Annotated in this window: 19 protein-coding genes and 2 pseudogenes; 9 read left to right on the forward strand and 12 right to left on the reverse strand. The window is 73.0% G+C overall.

Annotated elements, in window-relative coordinates; translation table 11 throughout:
• Nucleotides 1-99: 99 nt before the first annotated feature.
• The 3 genes and pseudogenes from ACZ6D7_RS08165 to ACZ6D7_RS08175 form a co-directional block, all read left to right on the forward strand.
• Nucleotides 100-240, forward strand: coding sequence for a hypothetical protein (locus ACZ6D7_RS08165; protein WP_469485301.1), 141 nt, complete (start codon nt 100-102; stop codon nt 238-240).
• 49 nt (nt 241-289) lie between these two features.
• Complete coding sequence (locus tag ACZ6D7_RS08170) at nt 290-1,099, forward strand: SDR family NAD(P)-dependent oxidoreductase (RefSeq protein ID WP_469485305.1); 810 nt, start codon at nt 290-292, stop codon at nt 1,097-1,099.
• Nucleotides 1,100-1,347: 248 nt separating this feature from the next.
• Nucleotides 1,348-1,455, forward strand: a pseudogene (locus tag ACZ6D7_RS08175) (recombinase family protein); the annotation flags it as partial.
• A gap of 66 nt (nt 1,456-1,521) precedes the next feature.
• Here the strand turns inward: ACZ6D7_RS08175 and ACZ6D7_RS08180 are convergent.
• Nucleotides 1,522-2,175: pseudogene (locus tag ACZ6D7_RS08180) on the reverse strand (AsnC family transcriptional regulator); the annotation flags it as partial.
• Nucleotides 2,176-2,309: 134 nt separating this feature from the next.
• On the opposite strand from ACZ6D7_RS08180, the gene ACZ6D7_RS08185 reads away from it, so the two are divergent.
• Nucleotides 2,310-3,467 carry an alpha-hydroxy-acid oxidizing protein gene (locus ACZ6D7_RS08185; protein ID WP_469485308.1) on the forward strand — a complete coding sequence of 386 codons (1,158 nt, stop codon included), beginning with the start codon at nt 2,310-2,312 and terminating at the stop codon, nt 3,465-3,467.
• 86 nt (nt 3,468-3,553) lie between these two features.
• On the opposite strand, the gene ACZ6D7_RS08190 is transcribed toward ACZ6D7_RS08185, so the two are convergent.
• Entirely contained in the window at nt 3,554-4,615 is a 1,062-nt protein-coding gene (locus ACZ6D7_RS08190) for a zinc-binding dehydrogenase (protein ID WP_469485310.1), read from the reverse strand.
• 398 nt (nt 4,616-5,013) lie between these two features.
• Between ACZ6D7_RS08190 and ACZ6D7_RS08195 the strand changes: the two genes are divergently transcribed.
• Complete coding sequence (locus tag ACZ6D7_RS08195; RefSeq protein ID WP_469485313.1) at nt 5,014-8,244, forward strand: cytochrome P450; 3,231 nt, start codon at nt 5,014-5,016, stop codon at nt 8,242-8,244.
• A 140-nt stretch (nt 8,245-8,384) separates the two neighbouring features.
• Nucleotides 8,385-9,611, forward strand: a complete 1,227-nt coding sequence (locus tag ACZ6D7_RS08200; RefSeq protein ID WP_469485316.1) for an MFS transporter — start codon at nt 8,385-8,387, stop codon at nt 9,609-9,611.
• 112 nt (nt 9,612-9,723) lie between these two features.
• Here the strand turns inward: ACZ6D7_RS08200 and ACZ6D7_RS08205 are convergent, their stop codons facing one another.
• Nucleotides 9,724-10,347 (reverse strand): TetR/AcrR family transcriptional regulator, encoded by a 624-nt coding sequence (locus tag ACZ6D7_RS08205; RefSeq protein ID WP_469485319.1) that lies wholly within the window; start codon nt 10,345-10,347, stop codon nt 9,724-9,726.
• 265 nt (nt 10,348-10,612) lie between these two features.
• Between ACZ6D7_RS08205 and ACZ6D7_RS08210 the strand changes: the two genes are divergently transcribed.
• The 3 genes from ACZ6D7_RS08210 to ACZ6D7_RS08220 are packed head-to-tail and all read left to right on the forward strand — an operon-like array spanning nt 10,613 to nt 14,255.
• On the forward strand, nt 10,613-11,959 hold the full coding sequence (locus tag ACZ6D7_RS08210; protein ID WP_469485322.1) for a flavin-containing monooxygenase: 1,347 nt from the start codon (nt 10,613-10,615) through the stop codon (nt 11,957-11,959).
• A complete protein-coding gene (locus tag ACZ6D7_RS08215; RefSeq protein ID WP_469485325.1) occupies nt 11,956-12,831 on the forward strand; it encodes an SDR family NAD(P)-dependent oxidoreductase in 876 nt (291 codons plus the stop codon). The genes ACZ6D7_RS08210 and ACZ6D7_RS08215 overlap by 4 nt, the downstream gene beginning before the upstream one ends.
• Nucleotides 12,828-14,255 (forward strand): aldehyde dehydrogenase family protein, encoded by a 1,428-nt coding sequence (locus tag ACZ6D7_RS08220; protein ID WP_469485328.1) that lies wholly within the window; start codon nt 12,828-12,830, stop codon nt 14,253-14,255. Before ACZ6D7_RS08215 ends, ACZ6D7_RS08220 begins: the two co-directional genes overlap by 4 nt.
• An 18-nt stretch (nt 14,256-14,273) precedes the next feature.
• Here ACZ6D7_RS08220 and ACZ6D7_RS08225 read toward each other — a convergent pair whose 3' ends face one another.
• The 9 genes from ACZ6D7_RS08225 to ACZ6D7_RS08265 form a co-directional block, all read right to left on the reverse strand.
• Nucleotides 14,274-15,356, reverse strand: coding sequence for an AraC family transcriptional regulator (locus tag ACZ6D7_RS08225; RefSeq protein ID WP_469485330.1), 1,083 nt, complete (start codon nt 15,354-15,356; stop codon nt 14,274-14,276).
• 84 nt (nt 15,357-15,440) lie between these two features.
• A complete protein-coding gene (locus tag ACZ6D7_RS08230) occupies nt 15,441-16,247 on the reverse strand; it encodes an endo alpha-1,4 polygalactosaminidase (RefSeq protein ID WP_469485333.1) in 807 nt (268 codons plus the stop codon).
• Nucleotides 16,244-16,906, reverse strand: a complete 663-nt coding sequence (locus ACZ6D7_RS08235) for a spherulation-specific family 4 protein (RefSeq protein WP_469485335.1) — start codon at nt 16,904-16,906, stop codon at nt 16,244-16,246. Before ACZ6D7_RS08235 ends, ACZ6D7_RS08230 begins: the two co-directional genes overlap by 4 nt.
• Nucleotides 16,903-17,802: an NAD-dependent epimerase/dehydratase family protein gene (locus ACZ6D7_RS08240; protein WP_469485338.1), complete on the reverse strand. Its 900-nt coding sequence runs from the start codon at nt 17,800-17,802 to the stop codon at nt 16,903-16,905. The genes ACZ6D7_RS08235 and ACZ6D7_RS08240 overlap by 4 nt, the downstream gene beginning before the upstream one ends.
• 7 nt (nt 17,803-17,809) lie before the next feature.
• Nucleotides 17,810-18,523, reverse strand: a complete 714-nt coding sequence (locus ACZ6D7_RS08245; RefSeq protein WP_469485341.1) for a nucleotidyltransferase family protein — start codon at nt 18,521-18,523, stop codon at nt 17,810-17,812.
• Between the two features lie 45 nt (nt 18,524-18,568).
• Nucleotides 18,569-19,570 (reverse strand): GDP-mannose 4,6-dehydratase, encoded by a 1,002-nt coding sequence (locus ACZ6D7_RS08250; protein ID WP_469485344.1) that lies wholly within the window; start codon nt 19,568-19,570, stop codon nt 18,569-18,571.
• 89 nt (nt 19,571-19,659) lie between these two features.
• Nucleotides 19,660-21,078: a hypothetical protein gene (locus tag ACZ6D7_RS08255; protein ID WP_469485347.1), complete on the reverse strand. Its 1,419-nt coding sequence runs from the start codon at nt 21,076-21,078 to the stop codon at nt 19,660-19,662.
• On the reverse strand, nt 21,075-22,586 hold the full coding sequence (gene pelF / locus ACZ6D7_RS08260) for a GT4 family glycosyltransferase PelF (RefSeq protein WP_469485350.1): 1,512 nt from the start codon (nt 22,584-22,586) through the stop codon (nt 21,075-21,077). The genes ACZ6D7_RS08255 and pelF overlap by 4 nt, the downstream gene beginning before the upstream one ends.
• 118 nt (nt 22,587-22,704) lie before the next feature.
• A complete protein-coding gene (locus tag ACZ6D7_RS08265) occupies nt 22,705-24,834 on the reverse strand; it encodes a hypothetical protein (RefSeq protein WP_469485353.1) in 2,130 nt (709 codons plus the stop codon).
• Nucleotides 24,835-25,128 lie beyond the last annotated feature (294 nt).

Raw genomic sequence — 25,128 nt, forward strand, 5'->3', positions numbered from 1 at the left:
TTCTCGTCACTGTCACCGGCGGCATGGGCCGCCTCGTCACCGAGCGGCTGCGCGCCCAGAACGTGCCGGTCCGCGTGGATCCACCGCGAGGACGGCCGCGTGGCCGAGGTGCGGGCATGGGCCGCCGAGGTCGTCACCGGGGACACCTCGAACGTCACGACCATCGCCCAAGCGGGCTCCGAGCCCGCCTCGGCAGCAGATGAGCACCAGATGACGGTCGCCGACCGTCGCAAGGATTGAAAGGAGCAGGGGAAGAGGTACCCGCGAGGGCACCGTGTCCCCGACCGCCATGAACAAGATCGACTACCGCACCCAGACCACCTTGATCACCGGGGCGAGTGCCGGCCTCGGCGCGGAGTTCGCCCGTCAGTTCGCCGAGCGCGGCTCGGACCTCGTGCTGGTCGCCCGCCGTGCGGACCGGCTTCAGGCCCTGGCCGACGAGCTGTCCGCGAAGTACCAGGTCACCGTCACGGTGGTGCCGTTCGACCTCACCGTGCCGGCCGCGGGCGAAGCGCTGGCCGAGGAGGTGGCCCGGCGCGGGATCACCGTCACCAGCCTCGTCAACAACGCCGGCTTCGGCACCCACAGCCCGTTCCGCCAGGAGGATGCGGAGCGCGTCCAGCAGGAGATCGGCCTGAACGTGGCCAGCCTGGTCGACGTCACCAGGGCGTTCATCGGCCAGCTGACCGGTGTCCTGGTCAACGTCGCCAGCTCCCTCGGGTACCAGCCGTGGCCGAACGCCGCCGTCTACGGGGCGACCAAGGCCTTCGTGCTGAGTTTCACCGAGGCGCTGTGGCAGGAATCGCGAGGGACCGGGCTGCGCGTGCTCGCTCTCTCCCCGGGTCCGACCCGCACCGAGTTCTTCGACGCGGCCGGCTCCGACGACATGGCCCGCGGTGTCCGGCTGCAGACGCCCAGTCAGGTGGTCACGACCGCGCTGCGCACGCTGGACCGGCGCAACCCGCCGCCCAGCGTCGTCTCCGGCACATTCAACTGGGTGATGACCCTGACCTCGCGCTTCACCACCCGCCGAGCCAACGTTCTGGCCTTCGGCGCGCTGACCCAGTGGCAGATGCGCTCGAGCAGGCCTGGTCACTGACCTGCTCCGGACCACCGTCAATGGGAGGGCCCCGACTTCTGCCGCGTCGGCGAGACCACGACCTGACCACAGGCGACGCCGACCGATCTGCGCACGAGCACCAGTCCGCGCGAACACGGCGCTCGCGCCACCACGCGCCCCGAGCTGGAGGCCGCCGTGAAACTCGCCGGGGAGATCCGTTCCTCCGGCGTCCCGTCACCCTCGTCGTCCACGAACGCAAACGACTCGGCCGTGGCATCGAACTCGCCATGCTCGCTGAGGAGCTGAAGGCGAGCGACGTCGGCCTGGAGTTCCTCACCGGGGAGCTCAAGGGCTCGCACGACCCCTCCGGGATCGTGTTCACGGTGCTCGCCGCGATGTCCGGCATGGAGCGCGAATACATACGCGACCGCACCCTCGAAGCGGAAGCGGAGCAGACCGAGTCGTGTCAGCCGGTCCAGCCGCCTGCGGACGGAGTGCGCGCTGGTGCCCAGCGCCTCCGCGAGCGCCTGGTAGGAGGCGCGGCCGTCGAGGAACAGCGGACCCAGCAGGGCACGATCGCGCGCCGTGATCTCCTGCGGTCCCCGGACTTGGTCGCCGCCCGTCCGCTCGGACGGCGGGACGAGCCGCGCCCGCCGCGCCGGGGCCAGGGCGTCGATCTGCCAGCTCCCGCCCTCGGTGAACATGTGCGTGACGAGCCGCGAACGCACGGCGGCGATGCCCGCGACGGCCGACAGGACGTCGAGGGTGTAGTGCGCCATGGCCGCCACATCGGCGGTGGCGACGGTCGTGAGGAGCCGGTGGGTGTCCGCGGAGCGCTCGATCGTCACCGTATGCGGGTGCTCCTTCAGCGTGTCGGCCACGGCGGCGGCCGCCCCGGACACGCAGTCGATCTCGACGTACGCGATGCAGAGGCCCTCCAGAAGGGCGGGCCCCGGCGACACACCGACCCACACCTCACCCCGCTCGGCGAGCCGGCCGAAGCGGCGCGCCACGGTGACCGCGTCCACGTCCAGCGTGCGGCCCAACTCGGCCCAGGAGGCACGGGGGCGGAGCTGGAGGGCGTGGATCAGCTCCAGGTCCACTTCGGAGAGCATGAGCGACCGATCGTACGAATCCTGCGTGGACGGGCCCTGGTCCGACCGAACCCTGCGATCGATCGGCCCCCGGCCGCCCAGTGCCGCACTCTGGACGCCATACAGCACCGCACCGTATGCGAAGGGGTGTCCGCATGGCGTTCGGCGACTACCAGAACGAGATCTACCTGAACGGGCTGGGCGGAGTGCTGCCCTCGTTCCCCATGGACTTCGCGGAGCTGGAGGCCAGGGCCCGCGCCGCGCTCCCGCCGTCGGTGTGGTCCTACGTCGCCGGCGGCGCGGGCGACGAGGGAACCCAGCGGGCCAATGTCGCCGCCTTCGCCCGCTGGGGCCTGATCCCGCGCATGTTCGTCGGTGCCGCCCGACGCGATCTGACCGTCGACCTGTTCGGGACGACCCTGCCCTCGCCGGTGTTCCTCGCGCCCGTCGGCGTGATCGGCCTGTGCGCCCAGGACGGGCACGGCGACCTGGCCACGGCCCGTGCCGCCGCCCGCACCGGAGTCCCGATGATCGCCTCCACGCTGTCCGTCGACCCGCTGGAGAGCGTGGCGGACGAACTCGGTGACACGCCGGGCTTCTTCCAGCTCTACACCCCCACCGACCGGGCCGTCGCCGAGAGCCTCGTGCACCGTGCCGAGCGCGCCGGCTACCGGGGCATCGTCGTCACGCTCGACACGTGGATCACCGGGTGGCGCCCGCGCGACCTGGCGACCTCGAACTTCCCGCAGCTGCGCGGCCACTGCCTGGCGAACTACACCAGCGATCCGGCCTTCCGGGCCGGCCTGAACCGCACGCCCGAGGAGGACCCGCAGGCCGCGATCCTCCACTGGACCCAGGTCTTCGGCAACCCGCTCACCTGGAAGGACCTGGACTGGCTGCGCTCGCTCACCGACCTCCCGCTGATCGTCAAGGGCATCTGCCACCCCGAGGACGCCCGACGCGCCCGGGACGGGGGAGTGGACGCGATCTACTGCTCCAACCACGGCGGCCGGCAGGCCAACGGCGGCCTCCCGGCCCTGAACGCCCTGCCCGCCGTCGTCGAGGCCGCGGGCGGGCTGCCGGTCCTCTTCGACTCCGGCATCCGCAGCGGCGCCGACGTCGTCAAGGCCCTCGCCCTGGGCGCGACGGCGGTGGGCATCGGCCGCCCGTACGCCTACGGATGCGCACTGGGCGGCACGGACGGCATCGTCCACGTCCTGCGGTCCCTGCTCGCCGAGGCGGATCTGATCATGGCCGTGGACGGATACCCGTCCCTGGCGGACCTGGTTCCGGAAGCGCTTCAGGCCCTCTGACAGCCGGGACGGTGCGGGATCGGGCCGGGGTCAGGACTCAGGGCTCAGGGCTGAGGGCTGAGGGCTCAGGACTCAGGGCTCAGGGCTCAGCGTGTGAGGACGAACCGGATCGGGTCGCCGATCTTCCTCTCCAGTCGCGCCACGGCGTCGGCCGCCTCCGCCAGGGGGATGTGGGCGGTGATGGAAGGCGCCAGGTCGATGCGTCCGGCGGAGGTCAGGCCGATGAGCTGCTCGACGTGCTCGGGGCCGGATCCGTAGTGACCGCGGATCTGGTTGCCCAGGAAGCTGAACCCCGTGCTGTCGGCGACGACGATCGGCTCCGGGGTGAGCCCGGCCAGCACCAGGACGCCGTCGGGTGCCAGCGCGGCGGTGGCCTGCGCGCGGGCAGCGCCCACCCCGGCGAAGTCGAACGCGACGTCGATGCCCCGTCCGCCCGTGGCCTCGGCCACGGCCTCGGTGAAGTCGTCCGCGCCCGGGTCGAACGCGAAGTCCGCGCCGAAGGCGAGGGCGCGCTCACGAGCCGTGGGCAGCGGGTCGACCGCGATGACGGGGGCCGCGCCGACCATCCGGGCCAGCCGGATGCCGTGCGCCCCCAGACCGCCGGCGCCCCAGATGCCGACCGCCTGCGCCGGGCGGACCGCGCCGGTCTCGACGATGGCCGCGTACGGGGTGGAGACCGCGTCGGGGATGATCGCCGCCTGGTCGAAGGGCAGGCCGTCCGGGATCGGCAGCAGGGTGTCCTCGCGGGCCAGGGCGTACTGGGCCCAGCCGCCGTCGTAGTCCACGCCGCGCGTCAACGGCTGCCGGCACGCCGAGCGACGCCGGCAGTCGGCGCATCCGCCGCACGCCTGGCCCGCCTGGAGGACGACCCGGGTGCCCGGTGTCCAGGTCCCCGTCACCCCCGGTCCTGGCATGTGGACGACGCCCGCGACCTCGTGGCCGAGGGTGACGGCGCCTGCCGTCGCGACCGCGTCGACGGGGAAGGCGGGCGTGAGGCTGCCGTCGATGAGGTGGACGTCGGACAGGCACACCCCGGCGGCCCTGACCTCGACCAGGACCTCCCCGGGGCCGGGCACCGGCAGGGGCACCTCTTCGACGGCGAACGTGTGGCTCTCCAGGTGGAGCCGTCCGGCGAGCATCGTGTTCATGGCGGGAACCTCGCTTCACTGACCTCGATGGAGGCGACCGACGCAACCTTGTCGGCCGACAAGGTCATTTAAACAGGTCGGTCGATCGAGTCAAGTGCCCGCAGTTCGCCACCCGTTCGCTCGCCACCTGTCACCTGCTGCCACCTGTTGCTCGCCACCTGCCATCTGCCACCTGCCACCTGTCGCCACCTGCTGCTCGCCACCGCCGCCTGCCACCTACCGCCACCTGCCGCTCGCCGCCGGTCGACGCCCCTGACGCACCCAGCCCCCCTTCGGTTCTTTCGGTCGACCGTGTCGATCAACACAATCGGTCGACATTGTCGAGTGACAATGTCCGCCGTATGGTGGCCGCAGGCGACAGCCGTCGACAGCCGGTGTGCGGAATGAAAGGCATGCTCATGACCGATATGACCCTGCGGGGAACCGAGCCGATCCCCCAGCGCCCCGCCCTGCCCCTGGTCGGCCACGCGTTCGACATCCCCAGCGGTGCGGACGGCCTGCTCCACGTGATGAAGGAGGCGAAGGAGCTGGGGCCGTTGTTCAAGATCCGAATCTTCGGCAGCGAGATCAACTTCGCCTCCGGCCTCGACCTCGTCACCGAGCTGGCGGACGACAGCCGCTTCCGTAAGAGCGTGCACGCCGACCTCGTCATCCTCCGCGAGATCGGCGGCGACGGTCTGTTCACGGCCTTCAACGACGAGCCCAACTGGCGCAAGGCGCACGACGTCCTGATGCCGGCGTTCTCCCTCGGCGCGATGCGCGGCTACCACGCGACGATGCTGGGGGTCGCCCGGGAGCTGATCGGGAAGTGGGACCGGGCGGCCGGGACGGAACCCGTGGACGTCGCCGCCGACATGACCCGGCTGACCTTCGACACCATCGGCCTGTGCGGCTTCGGCTACGACTTCGAGTCGTTCGCCCGCGAGGAGACCCACCCCTTCGTCACCGCACTGTCGCGGGCGCTCGGCTTCGCCCAGGCCAAGGGGGAGTCCATCCCGGGCACGGAGCTGTTCAAGTGGCGGCAGGCCGAGCAGTTCCGCACCGACGTGACCCTGATGAAGGACCTGGTCGACGACGTGATCCGGGAGCGGCGGGCCTCCGGTGACCGGAGCACCGACGACCTGCTCGGGCGCATGCTCCACACCCTCGACGCGGTGACGGGCGAGCCCCTGGACGACGTCAACATCCGCTACCAGGCGATCACGTTCCTCATCGCCGGCCACGAGACCACCAGCGGGGCGCTGTCCTTCGCCCTGTACTACCTGACCAAGCACCCCGAGGTCCTCGCCCGCGCCCAGGCGGAGGTCGACGCGCTGTGGGGCGACGCGGACGCCCCCGAGCCCGACTACGGGGACATCGGGAAGCTGACGTACATCCGCCAGGTGCTCAACGAGGGGCTGCGGCTGTGGCCCACGGCTCCCGCGTACGCCGTCGAGCCGCTGGAGGACACCGTCATCGGCGGCAAGTACGCCGTGCGCAAGGGCGAGTCGATCCAGGTGCTCATCCCGCGGCTGCACCGGGACCCCGCCTGGGGCGAGAACGTCGAGCTGTTCGACCCCGACCGGTTCCTGCCCGAACGCGAGGAGCAGCGCCCGGTCCATCTGTTCAAACCATTCGGCAACGGCGAACGCGCCTGCATCGGCCGCCAGTTCGCGCTGCACGAGGCGACGCTGGTCCTCGCGCTGGTGATCCACCGCTACCGCCTGATCGACCACGCCGACTACCAGCTGAAGATCAAGCAGTCCCTCACCCTCAAGCCCGACGACTTCACCCTGGACCTGGCCCGGCGCACCGGCGGGGAGCGGCGCCCGCCCCGTCGGCCCGCCGCCTCGGCCGTCGTCGCGAGCGGCGCTCCCGCCGGCCGGGACCGGCCCGCCGCCCGGCGCGCCACCGGCACCACGCTGACCCTCCTGCACGGCTCCAACCTGGGAACCTGCGCCGGCATCGCCCGCGATCTGGCGGCGGACGGCGACGAGCGCGGCTTCGCCCCGTCCGTCGCCCCCCTCGACGACGCCGTGGGCAGGCTGACCGCCGGTGACGGACCGGTGGTGATCGTGGCCGCCTCCTACAACGGCAGGCCCACCGACGACGCCACGGCGTTCGTGACCTGGCTGGAGGGTCTGGAGCCGGGTTCGCTCGACGGCGTCGAGTACGCCGTTCTCGGCGTCGGCGACCGCAACTGGGCCGCCACCTACCAGCGCGTCCCCACCCTCATCGACGAGAAGCTGGCCGCGGCGGGCGCCACCTCACTGCTGGGGCGCGGCGCCGCGGACGCGTCCGGCGACTTCGCCGGCACCGTGGACCGGTGGACGGGAGACCTGTGGACTTCCCTGCTGGAGCGGTACGGCGCCGCGGCCGAAACGACCGCGGTGGAGCCGGACGCCGACGAGGAGACCGGCCTGTACGTGGTGGAGGACGCGACCGACTCCGTCACCGGTGGCCTCGCGGCACGGCACGGCGTCCAGCCGATGGAGGTGCTCGACGCGTACGAACTCGTCGACCTGGACCATGAACTCGGCCGCTCCAAGCGATTTGTCAGGCTGCGGCTGCCCGAGGGCGTCACCTACCGCACCGGCGATCACCTGGCCGTGCTCCCGAGCAACCCGGCCGCCCTCGTCCAGCGGGTGGCCGACCGCTTCGGGCTCGACCCGGACCGCACCGTACGCCTGCGCGCCCGCCGCCGCAGCCGCAACACCCTGCCCGTCGACCGCCCGCTGACTGTACGGCGCCTGCTGACCGACTTCGTGGAACTGCAGGACCCCGCCACCCAGGAGCAGGTCGCCGTGCTCGCCGAGCACACCGCCTGCCCGCCCGAGCGGCGCCCTCTGGCCGAACTCGCCGCGGCGGACGCGGAGGCCTTCCGCGAGCAGGTGACGGCCGCCGGACGCAGCGTCCTGGATCTGCTGGAGCGCCACCGCGCCTGCGAGCTGCCCTTCGAACGCTTCCTGGAACTGCTGCCGGTCCTGCGCCCGCGCCACTACTCGATCTCCTCGTCCGCCGCGGCGGCACCCGGCGAGGCGGACCTGATGGTGTCGCTGCTCGCCGCACCCCACCGCGGCGGCGAGGGCACCTTCCACGGCATCGCCTCGCACCACCTGCGGACCGTGACGGCGGGCGACACCGTCCAGGCCAGGGTGCTGCCCTGCAGCGAGGCCTTCCGTCTGCCCGAGGACGACTCCGTGCCCGTCGTCCTGGTCAGCGCCGGAACCGGCCTGGCGCCCTTCCGCGGCGCGGTCCTCGACCGCCACCACACCGGCTCCACCGGGGTGCTGCTGTGCTACTTCGGCTGCGACCACCCCGACGTCGACTATCTGCACCGCGCGGAGTTCGAGGCGGCCGAGGCCGCCGGAGCCGTCAGCATGCGCCCCACCTACAGCTGCGCCCCCGAGCACGGCGCCCGCTTCGTGCAGGACCGCATCGCGCAGGAGAGCGACGAGGTCTGGGCCGTGCTGGAGGCCGGCGGACGCGTCCACGTCTGCGGGGACGGCCGTCGCATGGCGCCGGCGGTGCGGGAGGCCTTCATGGCGATCCACCGCAGGTACACGGGCGGAGGCGACGCCGAGGCCACCGCCTGGCTGGCCGCCCTGATCGAGTCCGGCCGCTACGTGGAGGACGTCTGGGCCGGCTGACCGCCCATGGCGTGGTGGCGGACGGCCACCGCACCGCATGCCCCGTGCCCCCTGACTCGTGAGGTTCTCATGCTTGTTGCACACTCGGCGCTCCGCCGGGGAACGGCTGTCGTCCCCGACCCCTCGCAGCGGAGCGTCCGGTGAACGCGCGCGGCGGCTCCGTCCTGACCTTCGGCGTGGCGACGGCGCTGATCGCCGGCGTCACCCTCGGCAACGGCGGGGCGAACGTGATGCCCGTCTTCGTCGACGACTTCGCGTCCCGCTTCGGGCTGTCGGACTCCGGCGCCGGACTCGTGGCCGCGACCCAGCTGATGGCGACCGCGGTGGTGACCCTGCTGCTCGCCGAACGGGCCGCGCGGCCGGGGCGGGTGCGGATGACCCGCCTCGGTCTGGCCGTCGCCGGAGTCGGCTTCCTGGCGGCGACGGCGGCCATCGATCCGGTCACCCTGATCCTGGCCAACCTGGTCCTCGGGGCGGGGCTCGGCGCGGTCTACGCGGCGGCCACGGCGGCGCTCGCCGCGACCGACGACGCCGACAAGGCGTCCGCGGTCACCGTCTCCGGCACGGTCGGCGCGACCGCGCTGCTGATCATGGGCGTTCCCGCGGCCAACCACGACCTGGGCGAGGGCACCGGGTTCCTGCTCATGGCCCTGTGCTGCCTCCTCGCCTGGCCGCTGGTGCGCCGGCTCCCGGACGGCCCCGCGGGCCCCGCGGCCTCGGGAGCGGGCTCCGCCGCTACGGGAGCGGGATTCGCCGCTACGGGCGGCACATCCGCGGCGAAGCCGTCGGTGGTTCTGCTGCTCGGGACCGCGCTGCTGTGGGCCGTCACCCAGGGGGCATGGTCGTACGCATCGGTCCTGGGCCGGCAGCACACCGGGATGTCGCACTCGGCCGTGTCGGCCGTCCTCGCGGTCTCCAGCGTCGTGGCGCTCGTCGGCGCGGTGGTGGGTCCCGTGGCCGCGCGGCGCTTCGGGCGCATGCGGTCGATGGCCGTCTTCGTCACGGGGCAGGCCCTCGCGATGGCGGTCCTGATCTTCACCCACGACCCCGTGCTCTTCGTCGTCGCGGCCGTCCTGTGGCAGACCTGCCAACTGGCCGTCCTGGTACAGATGCTCGCCGCCGCCGCGCTCATCGACCCGACCGGACGCCTGGTGGCCTCCCTCAGCGGAGCGGGCGCGCTGGGCACCGGCGTCGGACCGCTGGCCGTCGGTGCCGTCCTCGACGCCGCCGGGGCGGGTGTGCTCGGCGTCGCCCTCGCGCTCGGCACGTTCATCGCCTCGCTGCCCCTGCTCCGGATGACGGTGGCCGGCACGAAGACCCTGACCGAGCGCGGACTCGCCCCCTCGTCCGCCGCGGAAACGGGGTGAGCCTTTCAGTGTGCCGAAGCTGATGTCGCCGAGAACGCCAGGTGCCGCTGGAGAAGATCTCCGGCGGCACCGGGCGTCAGGGCGCCGGCCGGGAGCCCCGCTGGTCCCCGTCTCAGGCCGTCGGTACGGCCACCAGCTCCAGCTTGCCGTCGGCCAAGGCCACGACCGCGGAGACCAGCGCCTGGAGCCGGGCCTGTTCGGTCGCCTCGTCCGGCATCGCCAGGTGCTGCATCGTCAGCCCGTCGAACGCGGCCAGGAAGAACCGCGCGATGGTCTCCGCCGGCTGGGCTAGCTCGTGCCCCGTGCGTGCGGCGGCCTCGGTGACCAGCTTCGTCGTCACCTCGGTGACCCCGCGGTAGTGGCTCTGCAAGGCCTCGCTCAGGTGGGGCGTGCGCAGCGCGAACATCGTCAGCTCGGTCAGCAGCTGGTGGCTGGTGGGCTGCTCACGCACGGTGCGCCACAGCGCGGCGGCCAGTGTGGCGACCGCCTCCTCGAACCCGGCGTGCTCGGGCGCCGCCCGCTCGACCTGGGTGACCAGGTCCTCGGTGAGCTGCTCCATGACGGCGCGGTACAGCTCCTCCTTCGTGCCGAACGTGTAGTGGACGGTGGCCTGGGCGACGCCCAGCTCGGCGGCGATGGCGCGCGTGCTCCCGGCCGCGACGCCCTCCCGGGTCATGAGGTCGATGGCCGCTTTGATCAGCTGGGGGCGGCGCTCGGCCGCGGGGACATGAGCCATGCCCTCATTGTATCGACTCAGTCCCTTGGTCAAGTCGTTCGATCCAGTCGAACTCGACCTCCTCCGACCTCCTCCGACCTCCTCCGACCTCCTCCGACCTCCTCCGACCTTCTCCGACCTCCTCCGACCTCCTCCTCCGTGACCGCGGCGGCCGGGCGCTGGCCGCTGCGGTCCCCTGTGTGGCCGCCCGGGTCAGTTCCGGCTGAAAGTCCGGTGCATAGGTTCCCGGCAACACCTTGTGAGGCGTCAGGGAAAGGAGCACCCGGTGACAGAGAACCAGGGCGACACATGCGTGATCGGGGCGGGACCCGCGGGACTGGCCGTCGCGAGAGCGCTGGCGGAGCGGGGTCTGCCGTACACGCACATCGAGCGCCACACGGGGCCGGGCGGGCTGTGGGACATCGACAGTCCCGGCAGCCCGATGTACGAGTCGGCCCACTTCATCTCCAGCAGGACCCTGTCCGGCTTCGGCGGGTATCCGATGCCGGACCACTTCGCGGACTATCCCCCGCACGGGCAGATCCTGTCCTATCTGACGTCGTTCGCCGAGGCGTACGGGCTGCGGGAGCGGATCGAGTTCGGCACCGAGGTCCGGGAGGTGGAGAAGAACCCGGACGGCACCTGGACGGTCACCCGGGCCGACGGGCGGGCGAGCGTGCACCGGCAGGTCGCGGTGTGCACGGGGGCGCAGTGGCACCCCGATGTCCCCGATCTGCCGGGCGACTTCACCGGCGAGGTCCGGCACACGGTCACGTACCGCAGCAGTGAGGAGCTGCGCGGCAAGCGGGTGCTGGTGGTGGGTGCGGGCAACTCCGGCCTCGACATCGCCTGCGACGCGGCCCGCGCCGCCGGCTCCGCGGCGATCAGCATGCGCCGCGGCTACTGGTTCATCCCCAAGCACCTGTTCGGGCGGCCGGTGGACACCATCGCCACGGGCGGACCGCACCTGCCGATGTGGCTTCAGCAGAGACTCTTCGGCGGGCTCCTGCGGCTCGTCAACGGCGATCCGCGCCGACTCGGTCTGCAGAAGCCCGACCACAAGCTGTTCGAGACCCACCCCGCGATCAACTCGATGCTGATCCACCACCTTCAGCACGGCGACATCACGGCCCGGCCCGGCATCGCCCGCACCGCCGGCCGGACGGTCCACTTCACCGACGGCACCAGCGACGACTTCGACCTGATCCTGCTGGCGACCGGCTACCTGCACAAAGTGCCCGTCGCGCAGCGGTACTTCGGCGACGAGCGGCACCCGGACCTGTACCTGTCGTCGTTCAGCCGTGAGCACGAGGGCCTGTTCGGCGTCGGCTTCGTGGAGACGAACTCAGGGGCCTACCGGCTCTTCGACACCCAGGCGCAGTTGATCGCCGGGTTCGTCCACGACAGCCGGCACGGGCTGCCGAGCGCACAGCGGTTCGCCCGGCTGATCCGCAGCGACCGTCCGGACCTGACCGGCGGACTGAGGTTCGTCGACTCGCCCCGCCACACCGGGTACGTCCACAGCGAGGCCATCGTGAAGCACATGGCCAAGGTCGCCGCCGCGCTGGGCTGGCGCACCGAGGGACTGCCGCCGCGGGTGACGTCCGTGCGCCGCGAGGCGGTGGCGTCATGACGTACGACTTCCGCGACAAGGTCATCGCCGTCACGGGCGGCGCGGGCGGCATCGGCAGCGCCCTGTGCCACCGGTTCGCCTCGGCGGGCGCCCGCTGTGTCGTCGTCGACATCGACGAGGCCCGGGCGGGACGGGTCGCCGGGGAACTTCCCGGCGGCGGGCATCTGGGCCTCGGCTGCGACCTGCTGGACCGTACCGCCGTGGAGCGGATGTGCGACGAGGTCGCCGCCGTCCACGGACGCCTGGACGTCCTGGTCAACAACGTCGGGATGACCAGCTCCGAGCGCTTCGACGCGCGCAGCGTCGAGAGCATCGAGCGGGAGATCGCCCTCAATCTGACCTCCCCGCTGGTCACCACCCGGCTCGCCCTCCCGCTGCTGCGGGCCTCCGGCGATCCGCGGGTGGTCACCACGGTGTCCCTGGGCGGGATCTTCCCGCTGGGCGAGACCCCGATCTACACCGCGTCGAAGTTCGGGCTGCGCGGCGCGATGCTCGCCATCGGTCTGGACCTGTGGGGCAAGGGCGTCAAGGCCGGCTCGGTGCTGCCGTCCGCGACCGATACCCGGATGCTCCGGCAGGAGGCCGTGGACGGCGGTAACTCGATGCAGTTCCAGGACACGCCGCAGCAGCCGGCCGCTGTCGTCAGGGCTGTCGTGAGCCTGCTGGACAAGCCCCGTCTGGAGGCCTACGCCCGGCCCGGCGAATCCCGTCTGGTGCGGTGCGCGATGCTGGCGCCGAACCTGCTGCCGAAGCTGTTCCCGCTGTTCCGCAGGCGCGGTGAGCGGGGCATGGCCCGCTATCTGGAGGATCTGCGCCGCAGGGGGCTGGCCCGGCGGACCGGCGGCCGGTGGGAACTGGTGGAGGAGGCATGAGCGGGACGCGTACCGACCCGGGCGACCCGCTCGACGTCGTCGGCCCGGCGACCGGAGAACTGCTCACGACGGTGCCCGCCACGAGCGCGCGCGAGGTCGCGGCGGCCGCCGAGCGGGCCCACCGTGTCTTCGAGAGCCGCGCCTGGTCGGGGCGGTCGCCGCGGGAACGGGCCGCGGTGCTGCTGCGTCTGGCGGACCTCATGGAGCGCGACGCGGAGATCCTGGCGCGGCTGGACAGCGAGGACGCGGGCAAGCCGATCACGGAGTGCCGGACGGGCGACGTGCCGTCGGCCGTCGAGTCGATCCGCTGGTTCGCGGAGGCGGCCGACAAGGTCTTCGGGCGCGTGGCCCCCACCGGATACGACGGCCTGGGGCTGGTGAGCCGGGAGCCGGTCGGGGTGGCGGCGGCGATCCTGCCCTGGAACTACCCGCTGGCCATGGCCGCCTGGAAGGTCGGTCCCTCACTGGCGGCGGGCAACAGCCTGCTCCTCAAGCCCGCCGAGGCGACCCCGCGGTCCACCCTGCACCTGGCCGGGCTCGCCGCCGAGGCGGGCCTGCCGGACGGCGTGCTCACCGTGCTCACCGGCCACGGCTCCGTCACCGGCTCCGCCCTCGCCCGCGATCCGCTGGTGCGCGCGCTGTCGTTCACCGGTTCCACCGCCACCGGGCGCCGCGTCCTGGCCGACGCGGCGGCGACCAACTTCAAGCGGGTCTCCCTGGAGATGGGCGGCAAGAGCCCCCAGGTCCTGATGCCGGACGCCCTCGCATACGGCGACGAACTCATCGACCACATGATCGAGGCCGCCTTCCTGACCATGGGCCAGAACTGCACGGCCGGCTCCCGGATCCTGGTCCACCGGGACATCGCCGACGAGGTCCTCGCCCGGTTCACCGCCGCGGCCCGGGCGCTGCGCATCGGCGATCCGGCCGAGGCGGACACCCGGATCGGCCCGCTGATCAGCCGTACGGCACGGGATCGGATCGCCGCCGCCGTGGACGAGGCGGTCGCCGCCGGCGCACGGTCGCACACCGCCGGGCTGCCCGACGGCCTGCACCCGTACGGCGCCTACTATCCGCCCACCGTCGTCACCGACGCTCCCGCCGACAGCACGATCCTCACCCAGGAGCTGTTCGGGCCGGTCGTCACCGTGCAGACCTTCACCGCCGAGGACGAGGCTGTACGCCTGGCGAACGCCACCGAATACGGGCTCGCCGCCTCCGTGTGGACCCGGGACCTCGACCTGGCCCTCCGGCTGGCACGCGGCATCCAGGCCGGCGTGGTCTCCGTCAACTCCTACAGCGAGGGCGACCTCGCGACCCCCTTCGGCGGCTGGAAGCAGTCCGGGTTCGGCGGAGCGGAGAAGTCCACGAACGCCTTCGAGCAGTGGACCAGGGAGAAGACGGTCTGGATCCGTACCCGCTGAGGCCGGCGGGGGCCGGGCTCAGACACCGCCGGGCCCCTCCCGGTCCAGAACGCTCCGGCGCAGCAGTACCGGAGCCACCCCGTGCCAGCGGCGCACCGCCCGCCGCAGGGCGCGTACGTCGGAGAAGCCAGCCTGCCGGGCGACATCGCGCAGGGTCAGTTCCGGTCGGCGCAGCAGCTGTTCGACCCGCTCGCGGCGCACGCCGTCGACGACCGCCTCGTACGTCGTGCCGCACTCGGCCAGGCGGCGGCGCAGTGTGCGCTCGCTGGAGGCATGCCGACGCGCCTGCTCGACGAAGGAGGGGACCTCGGGCAGCCCCTGCGCGATCGAGATCTCCAGCACCTCCAGCAGGTCCTGCTGGTCGCGGCGGGACGCCATCTGCTCCTCCAGCAGGTCCAGCACCGAGGCGTAGGTGACCGGGTCGCGGCCCGGCATCGGCCGCGCGGCCCAGGCGGCGGGGAACACCAGGCGGTTCTCGGCGGTGCCGAACCGCACCGGGCAGCGGAAGAGCTCGCGGAACGGTGCCGGGTCGCGCGGGCTGGAGAACGCGAACTCGACCGACCGCGGAACGAATTCGGTGCCGGCGCTCAGCCGGGTCAGCGTGACGACGCTGGCGAACGCCTCCTCGACGAGGAAGACCGCGACCGCCGGATCGAGGGCGGGGTCGGGCAGCTCGGACCGCAGCACGTACCCGGAGTCCTCCGTCGTGGCCGACCAGACGACCATGGCCCCGGACAGGTTCTGAAAGCGCAGCCCCGTCTCGATGGCGTCCCGCAGGGTGCCGGCGGCCAGCTGCGCGAAGCCGAGCAGCCCCCACGCGGTCAGATGCTGCGCGGCACCGACCCGCAGGCCCAGATCCGCGTCACCCGTCAGCTCCACGGCACGGCGGATCACGGCGCTGCCCTGCCGGTAGGACACCCGCAGCGCGGCCGAACCCATCACCGTCTCGTCCAGCCCCACCCGGGTCAGTTCGGGCCGGAGGTCGACGCCGTACCTGTCGTCGGCGACCAGGGCGAGGTAGCGCAGGATGTTCGGCGCGATGGTGGCCGACGTGCTGCGGCTGGTTCCGGGGGAGACCGCGGGGGCGGGGCTGTGGGGCATGGGGTTCCTTGTGGCCAGGGCGTCGCTCGCTGCCCACACAGTAGGCAGACGGCCGGCACGGGTCCCACGGGGCGCGGCCGGCGGTCAGCACGGCTTGCGCCACACCCCCAGCTCCAGCTTCTTCCGCATCGACGACAGCCGCAGCCGCCGTGACTCGGCGCAGAAGCTGCTCGTCGGCTCCGCGTACTCCACGTGGAACACCGCCTTCCCGGCCGCGATGAACGGGCTCAGCCGCGCGCACTCGTCGAACTGCGCGCACTCCTCGTTGACCGCGAAGTCGAAGTGCGGCAGGAGCTGGGGGATCTGGGGGAGGTCGTTCTTCAGGCCCACCGACAGGCCGCGCTCGTGCGCGATGTCCGCGATCATGCGGTTGTAGCGGAGCTGGTCGCGGGCGGTGAGCGGGAAGCCGGTGTCGTTGCCGTAGCCCTCCACCAGGTCGGGCTCCACCGCGTCGAACCCCTTGTCGGCGCACATGTCGAAGCGCCGCTCCATGATCGGCCGCAGCACGGAGACCCGCCGGATGTCGAGCCAGCGCTCGCCCGCCCAGCCGTTCTCCCTGCCGAGGACCGACCGGGGGAAGGCGTCCTTGTCGGGCCGGAAGTCCTCCCAGGCGCCGACGTTGACGTAACAGATGACCTTGCGGCCGTCCCGGTGCAGCCGGGCCACGTCCGCGGCCGTGTTCTCGAAGCCGTCGATGTCGTAGACGGGCACGTCCACCGACGGGTCGACCCGGCTGTTCAGCTGCCACTGCCAGGCCAGCCCCGGGCGGGGCTTCCAGCGCGCCCGGTCGGACGGAGCGGCCGTAGCGCCCTCGCCCGCGTCACCCGTCCCGGAACAGCCCGCCAGCGCCAGCGCGCAGGCCAGCAGGATCCCTCGTACCGTGTGCCTCATGGCTCCGTTCCGGTCAGTGCGGGGGTCAACTCTCCCCAGGGGTTGGGCAGTTCGCCGGTCACGGGGCCGCAGACCGCCGCGCCCCGCTCGCCCGCGGTGCGCACCGCGAGCGGGACCAGCGCCTGAGGGACGCCGTAGACGAGATGGCAGAGCCGCTCGGGCGGATGCCGGGCGGTCCACTCCGGCCGGCTGAACGCCGAGACGTACGTCGACCAGTGGCCCTCGAAGGTGACGGTCAGGTCGGCGAGGCGGGCGTACCCGCGCGCCGGGTGGACCCCCGGGTTCAGCACCACCGTCCCGGCGCCCTGCTTGCGCACGGTCCGCACCAGCCGCCGGCAGGCGGGCAGGGCGTCCGGCGTCGCCGTCACCTGGTCGAGGAAGCAGCCGTCGGCCGCGTACCACTCCTGGTGCCGGAGCACGTCGGCGACGACCGCGGCCCGCTCCCGCACCCCGTAGTCGGTGTCGACGTAGCCGAGGACCCGCGCACCCGCTTCCCTCAGCGCCCCGGCCGCCGCGGCGAACGCGGGGTCGGGGCGCTCACCCGGCCCGTTCGCCGGGTTGAGGATCACGCCGTACGTACGCCCGGCCGCCTGGATCAGGCGGTGCCACGCGCCCGGATCGTCGGCCGGGTGCACATACAGCGGAATCAGCAGGCTCACGGCGTGCCGTCGCCTTCCCACAGCGCGGCCAGCGCCTCGTCGAGGGTGTGGGCCGGGCGCCAGCCCAGGGCCCGCGCGGCGGCGCCGATGTCGGAGCACTGCCAGGACACGTCGCCCGAGCGGACCGAACGGCCGCCGTCCACCGTCTCCTCGACCCGGCCCCGGAAGCCGGCCCGCGCCGCCAGACCGAGCACCAGCTCGCGCACCGGGACCGCCCGGCCCGCGCTGATGTTCAAAACCGGCGGCAGCGGACCCGGGGCCGTGACCGCCAGCTCGGCGGCCCGCGCCACGTCCCGTACGTCCACGAAGTCACGGTACGCGGACAGATCGCCCAGCCGCAGCACCGCGTCCGGGCCCCGGCCCGCCTCCCGCAGCAGGGCCGCCATCCGGCCGGGCAGCCCGGCGGCCGGCGCCCCCGGGCCCACCGGGTTGCCCACCCGCAGCACCACCGCGTCCAGCCCGGACGCGGTCACCGCGGCCGTGCCCGCCAGCTTGGTCGCGCCGTACGGGCCGGCCGGAGAGGTCGCCGCGGACTCCGTGACCGGGGTGCCCCGGACACCGGGGCCGTACTCGGCGGCCGAGCCCAGGTGCACCAGACGGGCCCCCGGAGCCGCCTCGCGCAGCGCCGCGCACAGCACCGCCGGGCCGCGCGCGTTGACCTCGGCGAGGGTCACGGCGTCGCCGCCGGTCGCACCCGCGCAGTTGACCACCGCGTCGGGCGCGGCCGAGGCCAGGGTCTTCGCCAGCTCCTCCGGACGGGCCGTGGCGAGGTCGACGCCGAACGCGGCGTGGCGGGAGCGGCCGGCCCCGAGGACGAGCGCGCCCGGCAGGGCCCGCAGCCGCTCGGCGACATGGGCTCCGAGATAGCCGGTGAAGCCCAGGACGAGAATGCGCATGGGGTGCTCAGGCTCCCTTGAGCAGATGGGACTTGCGGGTGGTGAACTCGGCGTTGGCCCGGTCGTAGTCGTCGGGTCGCCCGATGTCCAGCCAGTAGCCGTCGAAATCGTAGGCGCGCGGCTGGTTCTGAGCCCTTATCAGGTCCAGCACCAACTCGTCGAAGCCCAGCGGGAGTCCGGCCGTGTAGCCCTCCAGGGTCGAGCGGGACAGGCCGTAGACGCCCATGGAGACCCGGTAGTCCATGCTGGGCTTCTCGGTGAAGGCGACCACCTTGGTCGAGTCGGTGGTCAGCACCCCGAAGTCGATGTGCACCTTGCGGGCGTACGTGGAGATGGTCAGCGGCGCCCCCGACTCCCGGTGCGTGCGCAGCACGTCCGCGTAGTCGAGGTCGGTCAGGATGTCGCCGTTCATCACCAGGAACGTCTCGGGCAGCCGCTCGCGCAGGGTGAGCAGCGGGCCCATGGTGCCCAGCGGGCTCTCCTCGGTGGCGTAGTCGATCTGCATGCCCCAGGCCGAGCCGTCGCCGACGTAAGCGCGGATGATCTCGCCGAGGTGGCCGATGGCGATGGTGACGTGGGTGAAGCCGGCCGTGGCCAGCTGGCGCAGCACGATCTCCAGGATGGCGTGCTGGTCGCCGATGGGGACGAGCGGCTTGGGCAGCGCGGTGGTGTAGGGCCGCAACCGGACGCCCTTGCCTCCCGCCAGGATCACTGCGTGCATGGGTCTCCTCCTTCTCGGATGTGCTCGCGATGTGCCGGACGGGGCTCAGATGTTGTAGATGCCGGTCTTGTAGCGGGCCAGGTTGGCGGGGTCGCGGAAGAACTCCACGGTGTGCCCGAGGCCCTCCTCCAGGGAGTGCGCGGGCTGCCAGCCGGTGGCCGCCGCGAGCCGGGTGGCGTCCGCGACCAGCCGCATCACCTCGGAGTTCGCGGGCCGGATCCGGGCGGTGTCCTCACGCACGTCGAGCGTGGTGTCCATCACCTTGCCGATCAGCTGGACCAGGTCGCCGACCGAGATCTCCCCGCCGGTCCCGGCGTTGAAGGTGCGGCCCACCACCCGCTCGGCGGGCGCGGAGCCGACGGCGAGGAACGCCTGCGCGGTGTCCTTGACGAAGGTGAAGTCCCGGGTCGGCCGCAGATCGCCGAGGGTGATCGTCCGCTCCCCGGCGGCCACCTGGCCGATCACGGTGGGGATCACCGCGCGCATCGACTGGCGCGGCCCGAAGGTGTTGAACGGCCGCAGCGTCACCACCGGGGTGTCGAAGCTCGCGTGGTAGCTGTCCGCCAGCCGGTCCCCGCCCGCCTTCGAAGCGGCGTACGGCGACTGGGTGTTGATCGGGTGGTCCTCGGTGATCGGCACGGTCTGCGCGGTGCCGTACGTCTCACTGGTGGAGGTGTGCACCAGCCGGGGCGTGCCCAGCGCGCGCACGGCCTCCAGCACGTTGAGGGTGCCGGTGACATTGGTGTCCACATAGCTGTGCGGCGCCTGGTAGGAGTACGGGATCGCGATCAGCGCGGCCAGATGGTAGGCGGTGTCGGCCCCCTCGAGCAGACCCCGGACCGAGCCCGGGTCCCGGACGTCGCCCAGGACGATCTCCACCTGCTCCAGAACGTCCGGATGCAGGGTCTCCAGCCAGCCGTACGAGGAGAAGGAGTTGTACTGGGCCATGGCGCGGACCCGGTGTCCCGAGGCGACCAGCGCCTCGGTGAGATGGGAGCCGATGAAACCCTCGGCTCCGGTGACGGCGGCGAGCGGTGTGGAGGTCAACTCCGGTGTCCTTCCAATCGGTTGGATGTGGGGGGGTTGGGTGACGAGCCGTGGGGAGGAGCGGCGGACGCGCCGGGCGGGCGCGTCGCTCAGGCGTGTGGCGCGGGGCGGCCGAGCTGCCACAGCGCACACGCCGCCAGACAGAGGGCGGCCGCGCCGCAGCACAGGGAGAGCGCGGCGGCCGGGCCCGGCGGCAGGTCGAGCAGTGTGACGGCCCCGGCACCCCCCGCCGCGGCGAGACAGATGAGGGCCGACGGCCAGGCGGCCCCGAACGCCTGGAGCAGCAGGGCGGTCCACAGGGCGGCCGCGAGCAGCAGCAGCGCGGCCGGTTCGGCGCCGGTCAGCAGGGCGGCCGGCCACAGGGGCAGCAGATAGGCGAGCAGACAGAGCCCGAGGATCCCGGCCGAGCGCAGCAGGAACCCGGCGGGCGTGGCGGTGGCCCGCAGCGCGGCGACCGACAGGCCCCGGTAGCGGTACAGCAGCCACTCCGCCGGGCCCATGCTGAGGGTCAGCACGATCACCGCGTACGGCTCCCGGCCGCCCTCCAGCAGCACGAGCACCCCGGCCGCCAGCCCGAACAGGCCGTACGGCAGGGACCACAGCGGGCTCGGCCGTACGGCGCCGGGCACCGCCGGGGCGGCGAGCGCCGTCGCCAGCGTCCGGCCGGTCACGGCGAGCGTGGCGAGCAGGGCCAGCGCCGGCAGCCCGGCCCGCGGTACGTCCCCCGGCTCCCACCACGGCAGTACGGCGGCACCGGCGATCAGCGGGGAGAGCGCGGCGAGCAGCAGCCGCTCCCGGGCCAGCACCAGCAGCACCCCGGCGGCCGCCAGGTACAGCGACTGCGCGGCGGCCACCAGCGTCACCGGGCCGCCCCCGGCGGGCACCGCACCGGCCGCCGTGGCCAGGGCCGCCCCGACGGGCGCGCCGACCAGCAGCGTACGGCCCGCCTCCCGCCGCCCGGTCGCCATCCGCAGATGGGCGCGGTGGCCGAGCGCCTGCCCCCAGGCCCAGGAGACCAGCCCCGCCACGATCAGCGCGGGGGCGTGCCGGCCGGCGTTCCACAGGGGCGCGGTGAGCAGATAGGCGAGGCCCGGCAGCGCGAACAGCACGCCCCGCAGGAGGCAGCGCACGGTGTCCGGCCGCCAGGGGTCGGGTGCCCGCGCGGGCTCCGGGAAGGTCCGCGGCACCTGCTCGTACAGCGCGGCGGCCAGCGAGAACAGGTTGGGATGGCCGTAGCGCTCCTTGATCAGCGAGGCGGACAGGCCCTCCGCCTCCAGCAGCGCGGCCACCTCGTAGGGGTGGACGGCGGGGCCGACGCGGTCGGCGAGTTCGGCGGCGAGCCGGCTGACCGCCTCCTCGTCGGGGCCGTGCCGGGGCAGCCGGATGGCGAGCGTGCTGTCGTCGGCGGCCCAGCGGGGACGGCGGCGCGGCGGCCGGGTCTCGGCCAGCCGCAGCGCCAGGGTGTCCTGTTCGGCGCCGCCGGGTTCCAGGGAGATCGGCCCGCTCATCCGGCCACCGTGCCGACCGGCGCGACGAGCGGTGCCGGCGGAGCCGGTATCGGCGCCGACGCCCGCTCCAGAGCGGGCAGTTCGCGATAGATGGAGCGGAAGGTGTCGATGGTCTGGCGCAGGGTGAACTGCTCGATCACCCTCAGCCGGGCCGCCTCGCCCATCGCCCGGCGCCGTGCCGGGTCGCCCAGCAGCTCCAGCGCGGCGGCCGCCATCGCCTCCGGGTCGCGCGGCGGCACCACGAGCCCGGTGTCGCCGACCGCCTCCCGGACCCCGCCCACATCGGTGGAGACGGTGGCCCGCCCACACGACATGGCCTCGATCAGGGTGAACGGGAAGCCCTCGCTGATGCTGGAGAGCATCACCACGTTCCCGGCCGCGTAGGCGTCCTTGATGTCGTCGACCCGGCCCTCGAAGGTGACCGCGTCCGCGTGCCCGAGTTCCGCGGCCAGCGCCTCGCAGCGCTCCCGGTACGCCTCCCCGCCGCGCGGGGTGCCCCCGAACAAGCGCAGCCGGGCGTCCGGGAGCCGCTCCCGCACCAGGGCGAAGGCCCGGATCAGGGTCTCCAGGTCCTTGATCGGGTCGACCCGGCCCGCCCAGCTGAGGGTGAGCGTGCTCGGCTCGGGCCCGGCGGGCGGGAACGCGGCCGGGTCCACGCCGTTGTAGACCGTGCGGATCGACTCCGGGTCGGCACCGCCCTCCTCCTCCCAGAGCCGGTTGTAGCGGTTGCCGGGCGTGATCAGGGCGGCCCGGCGGTAGCTCTCCTCGGCCAGCAGCCGGAAGAAGCCGAGGACGACCGCCTTCACCGGCCAGCGGTAGGGCGCGGTGCGGTAGCCGAGGTAGCGCTCGCGCAGATAGACGCCGTGCTCGGTCAGCAGCAGCGGGACGCCGTACCGGTCGAGCGCGGCCAGGCCCGGGAGGGCGGCGACGCCGCCGCTCACCGCGTGCGCGACGCCCGTGTGCGGGGGCGGCGCGGCCAGCGGGCGCAGGGCGTGTTCGAGCAGCGCGGTCGCGGTGAGCGCGTCGTGCACGGTCGGCCGGGCCTCGCGCACGGCCAGACCGGGGCGGTTCCACACCGAGGTGAGGATCGTGATCGCCCGGTCGCCGCGCAGGAACGGGCTGAGCGCTCCGTCGGCGGCGGCCCGTGCCAGCGCGTACAGGGCGGGTGCGAAGCCGTCCTCGGCGCGCGGGTCGAGCAGGGCGGTGAGGAACTCCTCGTAGGAGGCGGCGAGCCGGCTCCGGGCGCGGCCCCGCGGCGCGCGGCCCTCGGGCGGCGCGCCCCACATGGGGACGGACAGGACCTGGGAGACCTGGGCGGGCAGGTCCCAGACGACGGCCTCGCGTCCGGTGCCGGTGACGGCGATGACGTCGAAGTCGATGTCGGGCATGCCCTGGACCAGCTGGTCGCACCAGACGCTCACGCCGCCGTGACTGTGCGGGTAGGTGCCTTCGGTGAGCAGGGTGACGCGCGTCGCGCCGGGGCGTCGCGCGCCGTGGGGAACGTGCATCGATGTGCTCCACGGCCGAGGTGTGGGGTGGTTCGTGCCCGGTGGCCCGGGGTGCGGGCCACCGGTGGGTTCCGGCCGCGCGGTCGCGGCCGGTTCGGTCCTTGGGTCGGTGCGCCGTTCAGTCGCCCGCGGTGGGCGGAACCTGCTCGGTCACGCCCGCGGGGACACGGGTGTCCGGCGCGGGGCGGGTGGCCGCGAGGGTGGCGGAGGTGTCGGCGGCCGGGGCCGCGGCGGAGGCCGGCAGGGTGAACGCCAGGGGAGTGCCGGCGGCGGGCGTCCAGCCGGACACCCCGCCCGCGTACGCCGTCCCGAACGCGCCGCCGGCCAGGGTGGTGCCGGTGGGCAGGGACGCCGTGACGGCCACGCCGTCGGGCGCCTCGACGGTCACCGCGTCACCGATGCGGTAGGCGGTGACCTGGCCGGCCGCCAGGGCGGCCTGCCAGGCGGCCCTGCGCTCCAGCTCGACGCCGATGTCCTTCATCCGCAGGTTCACCACCGGGGTGTCCGTGTCGAACAGGGCGTCGTAGCCGTCGAGGACACCGTCGAGCACCGGGTAGGCGATGCGGTCCTCGGCCAGGTTCGACTGGTGGATGAAGTGGGGCCTGGGGTCGTTGGCGAGGACGTGTCCGAGGGCGATGCGGGTCTCCAGCGGCACGATGTGGCCGGTGTAGCCGGTGGCGGTGTCCAGCGGCGCCGCCAGGCAGGTGGTGGTGGCCGGGTTGTCCTCGCAGATGCCGCTGCCGCCCTGGGCGCGGCTGGTGTAGATCCAGTTGTACTCGTCGACCTGCTCGGCGGCCCGGCCCGCGTTGTAGAAGACGTTCATCGGGTAGCGCGGCACGGTCGTGGCCGATCCGAGCTGACGCTGGGCGGGCTCACGGGAGTTGTCCGAGCCGAGCCAGCCGACGGCGTTGTCGCCGAGGGCGAGCGCCAGGTTGGGGTTGTCCTCGGTCTGCTGCGGGAGCACCCTCATGCCGGAGTGCTCACCGGTGACCAACTCGTCGTTCTCCAGCGGGAGTCCGGCGCTCTGGCCCCAGACGCGGTTGTTGGCGATCTCGTCGGAGATCTCCGTGCGGCTGACCCACTTGGTGCTGCCGTCGGCATTGGTGTCGCACTTCCACGGCACCACCGTGGTGTCCTGCACACAGCCGAGGAAGGCGTGGGTGTAGGTGTGGTTGATCCAGCGGAACTGGTTCTTGTCGGTGAGCAGTTGGTCGGCGAGCGGGTCGGCGCCGTTGTTGTCCGCGCGCTGGTCGACCGTGCCGGCCGCGTTGTAGGCCAGGTCCAGGGTGAAGCCCTTGGTGTTCTGCCAGGCGGTGGCGTGGGTGACGTCCGTGGGGGTCATCCGGATCGGGTCGGGGGTGGCGTTCGGGTCGGTGCAGTCGACGTCGCCGGGCGTGCAGTTGAGGGTGGTGTTCCAGCGGTCGTCGGCGGCGAACACGTCGTCCACGTGCACCGCGAAGTAGTTCCGGGAGGCGCCGAGGTGGACCCCGCCGGTCATCCACTCCACGATGCCGCGGGCCAGCAGCCGGAACTGCTGCTGGTACTGGTTGTAGACGAACGTGACGACCAGTTCGCGCCGTCCGTCGTGCCGGTACTCGCCCACCAGCGAGCCCCGTGTCGTGCGCCCGGGGATCGGCGCGTCGACGTAGGAGGTGAAGTCGGCGCCCGCCGCGGGCGTCGACAGATAGGCGTAACTCTCGCCCACGGCCGCGTCGTTGTCCTCGAAGGGCACCGCGCCGTCCAGGTAGCCGAAGGGGCCGGCCTGTCCGGCGGCGGTCACCGAGGCCTGGACGCCGTCGAGGCTGCCGGAGTAGCCGCCGTAGACCGGGTACTGCAGACCCGCTTCCGGACGCGCGTAGGTGTAGGCGTCGACCTGGGGGATCGCGTAGGTCTGCTCGTAGGCGGCGAGCGCCGACATCTCCGCCGAACCGGCCGCGAACGGGTTGTCGTTGGGCAGGACGACCGCCTGGTACCTGGCGCGCGGCCGGCCGTCCACCGTGTCCGCGAGGAAGGCCGCGTCGATCACCGGGCGGCCGGCGTCGGTGAGGTCGATCTCGGTGTACGGGGTACCGGCCGCCGCCAGTTCCGCCGCGATGGCGTCGGTGGCCGGACCGCCGTCGCTCACCACGAGGACCCGCAGGTCGACGCGGGGTGCGGTGTCGTCGGCGTGGGCCGTGCCGGCCGGCAGGCCGAGTGCGGCGATGAGCGCGCCCACCGTGAGCACGGTGGTGCGTGTGGTCCGCTTCATGCGGTGAAGTCCCCTCCCCGGGCAGGGGTGAGCACGGCTCTCATGGAGCGGACGCACCCCCTTGCGTGACGCCGGCGTCCCCCTCAGAAGCCAGTCGTCCCGCATCCGTCGCGTCAACATAGTGGTGTGTCTGTGTAGCTTTTGTGGTCATGCTGCGAAACATGACGGAAAAGTGCAGGTGTCCCACAAGTCCATGACGGAACCTGATCATGCGATTTTCCGTCCGGGGGTCAGTGGGGCCCGATGGGCGTGAGGGCTCTGTGTGCTGGTCCGGGCGCCGAACGGCGCACCGGC

The sequence above is a fragment of the Streptomyces sp. NPDC041784 genome (assembly GCF_055591025.1).